8 protein-coding genes are annotated in these 8,821 nt (G+C 70.9%); 5 read left to right on the top strand and 3 right to left on the bottom strand.

The genetic code is table 11. The annotated features are described in order from the left end of the window. Positions 1-128: 128 nt before the first annotated feature. Positions 129-1,433, bottom strand: a complete 1,305-nt coding sequence (locus A7A76_RS16810; protein ID WP_206412279.1) for an amidohydrolase family protein — start codon at positions 1,431-1,433, stop codon at positions 129-131. A 269-nt stretch (positions 1,434-1,702) separates the two neighbouring features. After that, positions 1,703-3,154 carry an amidohydrolase gene (locus tag A7A76_RS16815; RefSeq protein WP_206412280.1) on the bottom strand — a complete coding sequence of 484 codons (1,452 nt, stop codon included), beginning with the start codon at positions 3,152-3,154 and terminating at the stop codon, positions 1,703-1,705. A gap of 146 nt (positions 3,155-3,300) precedes the next feature. On the opposite strand from A7A76_RS16815, the gene A7A76_RS16820 reads away from it, so the two are divergent. The 4 genes from A7A76_RS16820 (at position 3,301) to A7A76_RS16835 (ending at position 6,826) form a co-directional block, all read left to right on the top strand. Continuing rightward, positions 3,301-4,077, top strand: a complete 777-nt coding sequence (locus A7A76_RS16820; protein WP_206412281.1) for an AMP nucleosidase — start codon at positions 3,301-3,303, stop codon at positions 4,075-4,077. A gap of 261 nt (positions 4,078-4,338) precedes the next feature. Beyond that, positions 4,339-5,406, top strand: a complete 1,068-nt coding sequence (locus A7A76_RS16825; protein ID WP_206412282.1) for a serine hydrolase domain-containing protein — start codon at positions 4,339-4,341, stop codon at positions 5,404-5,406. A gap of 123 nt (positions 5,407-5,529) precedes the next feature. Further along, positions 5,530-6,093: a lysozyme inhibitor LprI family protein gene (locus A7A76_RS16830; protein WP_206412283.1), complete on the top strand. Its 564-nt coding sequence runs from the start codon at positions 5,530-5,532 to the stop codon at positions 6,091-6,093. Positions 6,094-6,268: 175 nt separating this feature from the next. Further along, positions 6,269-6,826, top strand: a complete 558-nt coding sequence (locus A7A76_RS16835; protein ID WP_206412284.1) for a DUF924 family protein — start codon at positions 6,269-6,271, stop codon at positions 6,824-6,826. Positions 6,827-7,026: 200 nt separating this feature from the next. Here A7A76_RS16835 and grxD read toward each other — a convergent pair whose 3' ends face one another. Next, positions 7,027-7,953 carry a Grx4 family monothiol glutaredoxin gene (gene grxD / locus A7A76_RS16840; protein WP_206412285.1) on the bottom strand — a complete coding sequence of 309 codons (927 nt, stop codon included), beginning with the start codon at positions 7,951-7,953 and terminating at the stop codon, positions 7,027-7,029. Between the two features lie 285 nt (positions 7,954-8,238). Here grxD and A7A76_RS16845 point away from each other — a divergent pair. Continuing rightward, the coding region (locus A7A76_RS16845) for a polysaccharide deacetylase family protein (RefSeq protein WP_206412286.1) at positions 8,239-8,821 on the top strand (583 nt) is incomplete at its 3' end.

Below are 8,821 nucleotides of genomic sequence, written 5' to 3' on the forward strand. Positions count from 1 at the left end.
GCCGCTCCCAGCCGTCATCCCCGCGAAGGCGGGGATCCAGAGACTTCAGAGTCATGCCTCGATAAAGCCCTGGATGCCCGCCTCCGCGGGCATGAAGGTAAGTGGGGGGGGCGCGCGGATGTCTTTGCTCACCGCCCCGCCGGCAACGGATACGCCCGCGGCAAGCCGTTGTCCGGATGCAGGTAGCGATCGCGCAACTCGGTCTGGCGGCTGCGCATCTCGATCGCGCGGCCGTCCATCCACACCTGCAGCGCGACGCTGGCCACGTCGAGCGGGTCGCCGCTCCACAGCACCAGGTCGGCGCGCTTGCCGGGGGCGATGGCGCCGACTTCGCCGGCGACGCCGAAGGCCTCGGCCGGCACTCGGGTCAGGCCGGCCAGGCCGTCGGCCCAGGGCAGGCCCGCGGCGACCGCGTTGCCGGCCAGCTGCCGCACCTTGCGCGCGTTGTGCGAGGCGCCGCCTTCGCTGAAGCCGACCGCGACGCCGGCGGCGCGCAGGCGCGCGGCGTTTTCCATGCTCGCGCCGACCTGGTCGAAGTCGCTGGGCAGGTTCGACAAGGGATTGACGAACACCGGCACCTTGGCCGCGGCCAGCTGCGGCGCCAGCCGCCAGGCTTCGGCGCCGCCGGCGATGGCAATGCGCAGCTGGTGCTTCGACGACCAGCGCAGCAACTGGCGGATGTCGGCGGCGCGGTCGACGCCGAACACGATCCGCCCGCCGCCGCCGAAGTACTTCTGCAAGGTCGCGCGGCCGGCCGGGGTCAGCAGCGCGGCGTGATTGTCGGGCGCGATGCGGCCGCGGGTTTCGTCGATGAGCTGGTCGAGCAGCATCCACTGCGCCGCGCGCGAGCTGCCGCTCAGGCCGAGGCTGTCCTTGCCCAGGCGCACGAACAGCGCGCGCGGGCCGATCGGGTCGGCGCCGCCGTCCAGGCGCTCGACGCCGCCCTGGCCGGCGACGATCGAGCCGCCGGTGGCGGTGCCGGCGCCGAGCAGGGTCCAGCCGATGCCTTCGATCCGGGTCACCGGGATCAGCACCGAATCCGGGTTGTAGGCCAAGGTCACGTCGAACTCCGGCCGCACCGTCATTTCCTTGGTGTCGGCGCCGAGCGCGACGGTCTGGTCGACCGTGGATTTCTCGCCGGAGACTTCCTCCAGGCCGATCTCGGTGATGCCGCCGAACAGGGTCGGGGTGACCGGCTTGCCGGCCGCGTCGATGACCTGCGCGCCGGCTGGCGCGCTGAGGCCGCGGCCGACCGCGCGCACGACGCCGCCGGCCACCAGCACATCGGCGTTCTCCAGCGAACCCTGCGCGGTGGCGGTGTGGACGGTGGCGTTGCGGATCAGCACGTTCTGCGCGCTGGCGGCGAAACTGGCGCAGACCAGCGCGGCGGCGAGGGCGGTGCGGACGAGGCGCTTATTGCCCGGGCGGCTCATCGCGACTCCCCAATCCGTCATTCCGGCGAACGCCGGAATCCATTTTGATTTTGCTTTCGTATTCATCGCGCAACTTCCGCCTTCGCCGTTTCCACCCGCAACAGCAAAATGGATTCCGGCTTTCGCCGGAATGACGGGTGTGAGGGATGCCGTTTCGGCCGAAGCGGGAGTCGCGTCGCTTCGGTTGATTCCAGCGTTCGCCGGAACGACGGGCGCGAGCGCGGCCGCATCGGACGAAGCAAGCGGCGAAGCGAACGCAGCGAAGCGGCTCATCGCACACCTCCCGCCGCCGCGCCCTGGGCGGCCGGCTGGCCGAGCATGAAGTCGGACGTGGGCTGGCGCGAGGCGTCGTTGCGGTCGTACACGCGCGCGCCGTCGATGTAGACCTGCTCGGCCTTGGCGTAGACGCTGAAGGGATTGCCGTTCCACACCACCACGTCGCCCATCTTGCCGGCCTCCAGGGTACCGGTGCGTTCGCCGATGCCCAGTGCCTTGGCCGGGTTCTGGGTCAGCCAGCGGATCGCGCGCTCCGGCGCGATCTCGATCCCGGCCAGGCGCGCGTGCGCGATCACCTTGGCCGCTTCCTGGTTGAGCCGCTGGATGCCTTCTTCCGAATCCGAATGCACGATCGCGCAACTGTTGGCCGGGCGATCGACGATGGCGATGTTTTCCTGGATGCCGTCGAAGGCCTCCATCTTGAAGCCCCACCAGTCGGCCCACAGCGCGCCGCACACGCCTTCGGCGGCGAGCCGGTCGGCGATCTTGTAGGCCTCCACGCCGTGGTGGAAGGCGCTGACCTTGAAGCCGAATTCCTTGGCCAGGTCGAGCATGGTGGTCATCTCGTCGGCGCGGTAGCAGTGGATGTGGACCAGGATGTCGCCCTTGATCGCGCCGGCCAGGGTGTCGAGCTTGAGGTCGCGCTTGCCGCCGGTGTCCTTCTCGCTGTCGCTGGCCGCGGCCGGCGCCGAGCTCTGCCACCAGCGCTTCTTCGCCGGCTTGGCGCTCTTGGGCGTGGTCTTGCGCAGGTATTCGCTGGCGTCGATGAAGGCGGCGCGGTAGCCGGCGACGTTGCCCATGCGCGTGCCCGGCGAGATGTTGCGGCTGCCGTAGACGCGCTTGGGGTTCTCGCCGCAGGCCATCTTCAGGCCCCACGGCGCGCTGGGGAATTTCATCGACTGGTAGGTCGTGGCCGGCACGTTCTTCAGCGTGACGCCGCGCCCGCCGATCAGATTGGCCGAGCCGGGCAGGATCTGCAGCGAGGTGATGCCGCCGGCCAGGGCGGTGGCGAAGCCCGGGTCCTGCGGCCAGATCGAATGCTCGGCCCAGACGTTGGGCGTGACCGGGCTGGTCATCTCGTTGCCGTCGCTGTGCGCGCTCACGCCGGGGCTGGGGTAGACGCCCAGGTGCGAGTGCACGTCGATGATGCCGGGGGTGATCCACTTGCCGCTGGCGTCGACGCGCGTGGCGTCGGCGGGGGCGTCGAGCCGGTTGCCGACGGCGACGATCTTGCCGCCCTGCAGCAGCACGTCGGCGCCGTCCAGGCGCTGGCCGGTGCCGGTCAGCACGGTCGCGCCGCGCAGCAGCACCGGGCCGGAGGCGACCGGCTTATAGGTGCTGGGATAGGGATCCTGGGTGTAGCGCGAGGCGGGCGCGGGCGCCGCGGCCTGCGCCGCGCCGGCGAGCAGGACCAGGCCGCAACCGGCCAGGAAGGGTCGGAACATGGATTTCCCCCGAAGAACGCGGACTTATGGAGCTGGCCCGGGCCAGCCTCGGAACCCTAGCCGCCGTCCGCGGCCGTGCCAACCCTGACGATGGTCATGGGCGTGCGACAATAGTCGGACTACAACAACAAAAAAGGGAAAACCCCATGAAAGACAAAGAACAGATCGTCGAAAACTGGCTGCCGCGCTACACCGGCGTGCCCCTGGACCAGTTCGGCGAACACGTCCTGCTGACCAACTTCGGCGGCTACCTGCACACCTTCGCCCGCCTGACCGGCGCCGAAGTGGTCGGCCTGGACCGCCCGATGCCCAGCGCCACCGCCGACGGCATCACCATGATCAACTTCGGCATGGGCAGCCCCAACGCCGCGACCATGATGGACCTGCTGTCGGCGATCATGCCCAAGGCGGTGCTGTTCCTGGGCAAGTGCGGCGGGCTCAAGCGCAAGAACCAGCTCGGCGACCTGGTCCTGCCGATCGCCGCGATCCGCGGCGAGGGCACCTCCAACGATTACCTGCTGCCGGAAGTGCCGGCGCTGCCCGCGTTCGCGCTGCAGCGCGCGGTGTCCACCACCATCCGCGACCTCGGCCACGATTACTGGACCGGCACCGTCTACACCACCAACCGCCGCGTCTGGGAGCACGACGAAGCCTTCAAGGAGCGCCTGCGCGCGATGCGCTGCATGGCCATCGACATGGAGACCGCGACCGTGTTCGCCGCCGGCTTCGCCAACCGCATCCCGTGCGGCGCGCTGCTGCTGGTGTCGGACCAGCCGATGATCCCGGAAGGGGTCAAGACCGAGGCCTCCGACGCCAAGGTCAGCGCCAGCTACGTCGACACCCACATCAGCGTCGGCATCGAGGCGCTCAAGCTGATCCGCCGCCACGGCAAGTCGGTGCGGCATCTGCGCTTCGACGAGTGAGCGGCGGCCGGCGCCGGCGCCCGCCAAATCAAAAAGCCCGCTTTCGCGGGCTTTTTCTATGCTGGCTGCGTTCGTGCGGCGCTTGAACGAAGGCCCGCGCTGTGCGGACCCTCGGGTCGATCTCGACGCGATTCATCGCGGCGCGGCGCCCGATCGGGGGCTGGCCCTGTAGGCGGTCGTGCGCATTCGCCGGTTCAGGCGGCATACTCGGCGCCGGCCCTGCGAGCGCCGACCCCTCCCGCTTTCGTCCGCGAGTTCCGCATGCGCGATCCGTTTCGGCTGCTGCTGTGCCTGTGCTTGTGCGTCGCGACGGCGGCTGCGGCCGCGCGTGCCGCAGAGCGCGTGGCCGACCCGGCACCCGACCCCGCCCTCGCGCGCGTGCTGGCGCGCTGGGACGGCGACGCCCGCGCCGACCTCCGGGCGGTGGTGGTGGCGCGCGACGGCGCCATCGTCGCCGAGCGTTACTACAACGGCGCCGACGCGCAATCGCTGCACGACATCCGTTCGGCCGGCAAGAGCGTGACCGCGCTGCTGGCCGGTATCGCCGCGGACCAAGGGCGGCTGCGTTTCGAGCAGCCGGCGACGCGCTGTCTGCCCGACGCGCGCGGCCGCGCACTGGCCGGCGTGCGCGTGAGCGATCTGCTGAGCATGCGTTCGGGGCTCGACGCCGACGACGAGCGCGCCGAATCGCCGGGTAACGAGGATCGCCTCGACCAGGCCGCCGACCCGGTCGCCTTCGCCTTGTCGGTGCCGCGTCGCGAAGCGCCGGGAACGCGCTACGCCTACAACTCGCTGACCGCCTACCTCGCCGGCCTGTGCGTGGAAGGCGCGAGCGGGCAGCCGCTGGACGACTTCGCGCGGCAGCATCTGTTCGCGCCGCTGGGCATCGAGCAGTGGCGCTGGCAGCGCGACGCCGGCGGCCACGCCAAGGGCCAGGGCAATCTGTCGTTGCGCGCGCGCGACTTCGCCCGCATCGGCCAGATGGCGCTCGACGGCGGCGTCTGGCAAGGGCGCGCGGTCGTGCGCGCCGATACGCTGCGCGCGATCCTGGCGCCGCGCGTGCGCATCGCCGCCGCCGACCCGTACGCCGACGACTACGGCTGGTTCTGGTATCGCCGCAGTCAGCACATCGACGGCCGCGCGATCGAGGTGGTGTTCGCCTCCGGCAACGGCGGCAACAAGCTGTATCTGGTACCGGCCTTGCGCCTGGTCGTGGCGATCCAGTCCAGCGCTTACGGCCGCGGTTACGGCCAGCGCCGCTCGCAGGACATCCTGCGCGCGCTGCTGGCCGCGGCGGCGCCCGGCGATGGAACTGCGACGGCGCGCTGAACGCTTCATGGATCGTCATGGAAACCGCTATTTTTATAGGGGTTTTGCGACGCCCGACACGCGCCATCCGAAGGCCTGAGACCCCCGCCCGCGACACTGTCCTCCACGACCGGAGGACAGGTCATGGAACAGCTCATCTTCACCGTCATCGGCGCCCTGCTCACCTGGGCCTTCTACTTCATCCAACGCATCGCCGAACGTCGCGGCACCGTCGACGCGATCGAGCGCGGCAAGCAGTTGCTCGCGCTCAAGCAGGAACTGGACGGCGCCCACACCAGCGTCGAGGAGCTGCAGCGCTTCGAAAGCCGCCTGATCGGCAAGGCCGAACACGCCGTGCGCGTGGCCGACAGCTACGTCGGCAAGGCCGAGGCGATCGCCCGCGACCAGGGCAACGACGCGGTCAGCCAGTCCGACATGAACCGCCAGGCGCTGGCCGAATTCGGCCGCGAGCAGACCCGCCTGGACGGCGTGGTCGCGCACCTGCGCGAGCAGCTCGACGGCGACAGCCGCGCCGCGTTCGAACAGGCGCACGAGGCCTGGCAGGCGTTCCGCGAGCGGCACGCGCGCTTCATCGCGCAGTCGTACTCGTCCGGCGCGGTGCGGCCGCTGATCTACGCGGTGACCATGGAGAGCATCACCGTGGCCTGGATCAGCGAACTGGAAACGCAGCTCGGCGAAGGCGCCTGATCGCCGCGTACTTCGCGATCCTCCTGTAGGAGCGGCGCGAGCCGCGACCGCGAAACCTCGCTTGCGTCGTAGGCGCGATGTCGCAGTCGCGACTCGCGCCGCTCCTGCAGACAGGCTTCGGCAGCCGCGCCGCGCCGTGTTACGGTGCGGCCCTGTTTCCGCAACCGGATCCGCCATGTCCATCACCGCCCAAGACGTCGTCGCCTTCTGGCGCGACGCCGGCCCCGATCGCTGGTTCGATCGCGACGACCGCTTCGACCAGCAATGCCGCAGCGGTTTCCTCGAAGCCCACTTCGCCGCCGCGCGGCGCGAGCACGACGACTGGGTCGAGCGCGACGCCGAATCGGCGCTGGCGCTGCTGATCCTGCTCGACCAGATTCCGCGCAACGTGTTCCGCGGCAGCGCCCACGCCTTCGCCACCGATCCGCTGGCGCGCCACTACGCGCGGCGCGCGCTCGAACTCGGCCACGACCAAGGGGTCGAGCCGGCGCTGCGGCCGTTCTTCTATCTGCCGCTGGAGCATTCCGAAGACCTCGCCGACCAGCGGCGCTCGGTCGAACTGCATCGCGCCTTGCCCGCCAGCGGCGACGGCAGCGACCCGGCGCAGTGGGCGCTGCAGCACCAGCGGATCATCGAACGCTTCGGCCGCTTTCCGCACCGCAATCCGGTGCTGGGCCGGACGACGACGGCCGACGAGCAGGCCTATCTGGACGGCGGCGGCTTCAAGGGCTGATCTGTGTCGCGCAGAGCCCCTGTAGGAGCGGCGCAAGCCGCGACCGCGAAACCTCGCTTGCGTCGTAAGCGCGATGTCGCGGTCGCGGCTTGCGCCGCTCCTACAGGGGGCAGCCGGTTTTCGTCGCGAACGTGCCTGCCAAAACGCACGAAGCCGCGACCCGAAGGCCGCGGCTCCGCGATACGGCGAGCTGCGCGCGCTCAGTACTTGGCGATGCCGCCGCCCAGGTCGGCCCAGGCGTCGATGCCGCCGACCACGTTGTAGACCTCGCGGAAGCCGAGCTGGCGGAAGTGCTCCGCGGCCTGCGCGCTGCGCCCGCCGCGGTGGCACAGGAACGCGACCGGCGCGTCCTTGGGCAGGGCTTCCAGCGCGTCGGTGCCGGCGTCGAAGGTGTCGAAGGCGACGTCGGCCTGGGCCAGCGCGCGCTCGTCGGCCGGGCGCACGTCGATCAGGCGGATGCTGCCGGCCTGCACGCGCTCGCGCACCTGCGCCGGCGCAATCGAACGCACCGCCGGCGGCGCGTTCGGGTTGGTGATGACCAGGCCGCGGCCGCGCTCGTCGTCGGCCCAGTCGATCGACACGCCATCGGCGCGGCGCGCGTTGAGCCAGTCGGTCTGCACGCGCACGCCGTCGATCTCCACCGCGACCGCGTCGGCGTCGACCGTCGCCAGCTGCAGGCGCACGTTGTGGCGCGCATCGACTTCCAGTTGCACGGCGTAGTTCTCGCCGGCGCCGGCCACCGCATCGCGCAGCATCTTGGCCGCGGCGGCGGTGATTTCGAGCTTGGGCGGGCTGCGGTCCGGCGCGGGCAGGCCGAGCGCGCCGTGCAGCTCGCCGCTGGCGGCCATCTGCAGAATGATGTCGCTGCCGCCGACCAACTGGCCGTCGATGTACAGCTGCGGGATGGTCGGCCACTCGCCGTAGGCCTTGATGCCCTCGCGGATCTCCGGATCGCTGAGCACGTCGACATGCGCATAACCCTGCGGCAGCAGCGCGTTGAGGGTGCCCGCGGCCTTGGCCGAGAAGCCGCACTGCGGCGCGTCCGGGCCGCCCTTCATGAACAGCACGACGCGGTTGGACTGGAGCAGGGTTTCGATGCGCGAGCGCAGTTCGGGAGTCAGGGACATGGAGGTAGCGGGGAGCTGGCGGAAGTCCTGGGCACATGGGGGCGGCGGCGCGCCGATGCAAGTGGCGAGCGCGGCGAGGGGACGGGCCGACCTTCCTTTCCGGAAAGGTTCGCAGCCTCGCGCCGCTGTTTGTGGGAGGGCCTTCAGGCCCGAGGCCCTTCGTTCCGCTGCCGCGTTCCCGCCTCCCGCCCGACCTGCTACGCCGCAGACCGTCCCACGCCCGACAATGCCCCACAACGCCCGCCCCGCTACGATGATCTCCCCGCCCGCCGTCCCCTTCTACCGATGCCCCCGACCGTCCGCCATCGCCCGCCCCGTCACCCCGAGGCCGCGCTGTGGCTGTTCGCGGCCTCGCAACTGGCGGTGATCGGCCTGTGGTGGGCCGGCGGCTGGCGGATCGGCCTGGCGGCGCTGGCGCTGAGCCACCTGACGATGGTCTGGGGCACGCTGCGCCCCGGCTCGGCCTTGTTCAGCCCGGTGCTGCGGCGGCTGCCCACGCGCGAGCCGGTGGTGTGGCTGACCATCGACGACGGCCCGTCCGACGACACCGAGGCGATGCTCGACCTGCTCGACGCGCACGCGGCCAAGGCGACCTTCTTCGTCGTCGCCGAGCGCGCGCGGGCGCGGCCGGAGTTGCTGGCGCAGATCGTGCGGCGCGGCCACGGCATCGGCCATCACAGCGCCAGCCACCCGGCTGCGGCGTTCTGGCGGCTGGGGCCGGCGGCGATGCGGCGCGAGATCGTCGAGGCCGACCGGATTTTGCGCGAGCTGCTGCCGGGGCATCGGCTGCTTTGGTTCCGCGCGGTGGTCGGCATGGCCAATCCGTTCGTCGCTCGTTGGCTCAAGCGTTGCGGACTGGCGCGGGTGG

This window comes from Lysobacter enzymogenes (assembly GCF_017168095.1).
GTDB lineage: Bacteria > Pseudomonadota > Gammaproteobacteria > Xanthomonadales > Xanthomonadaceae > Lysobacter > Lysobacter enzymogenes_D.

Excerpts from the sequence above, each read along its gene's own strand:
- A7A76_RS16815 (WP_206412280.1), bottom strand. The coding sequence starts at position 3,154 with ATGTTCCGACCCTTCCTGGCCGGTTGCGGCCTGGTCCTGCTCGCCGGC.
- A7A76_RS16830 (WP_206412283.1), top strand. The coding sequence starts at position 5,530 with ATGGAACAGCTCATCTTCACCGTCATCGGCGCCCTGCTCACCTGGGCC.
- grxD (WP_206412285.1), bottom strand. The coding sequence starts at position 7,953 with ATGTCCCTGACTCCCGAACTGCGCTCGCGCATCGAAACCCTGCTCCAG.
- A7A76_RS16825 (WP_206412282.1), top strand. The coding sequence starts at position 4,339 with ATGCGCGATCCGTTTCGGCTGCTGCTGTGCCTGTGCTTGTGCGTCGCG.
- A7A76_RS16810 (WP_206412279.1), bottom strand. The coding sequence starts at position 1,433 with ATGAGCCGCCCGGGCAATAAGCGCCTCGTCCGCACCGCCCTCGCCGCC.
- A7A76_RS16835 (WP_206412284.1), top strand. The coding sequence starts at position 6,269 with ATGTCCATCACCGCCCAAGACGTCGTCGCCTTCTGGCGCGACGCCGGC.
- A7A76_RS16820 (WP_206412281.1), top strand. The coding sequence starts at position 3,301 with ATGAAAGACAAAGAACAGATCGTCGAAAACTGGCTGCCGCGCTACACC.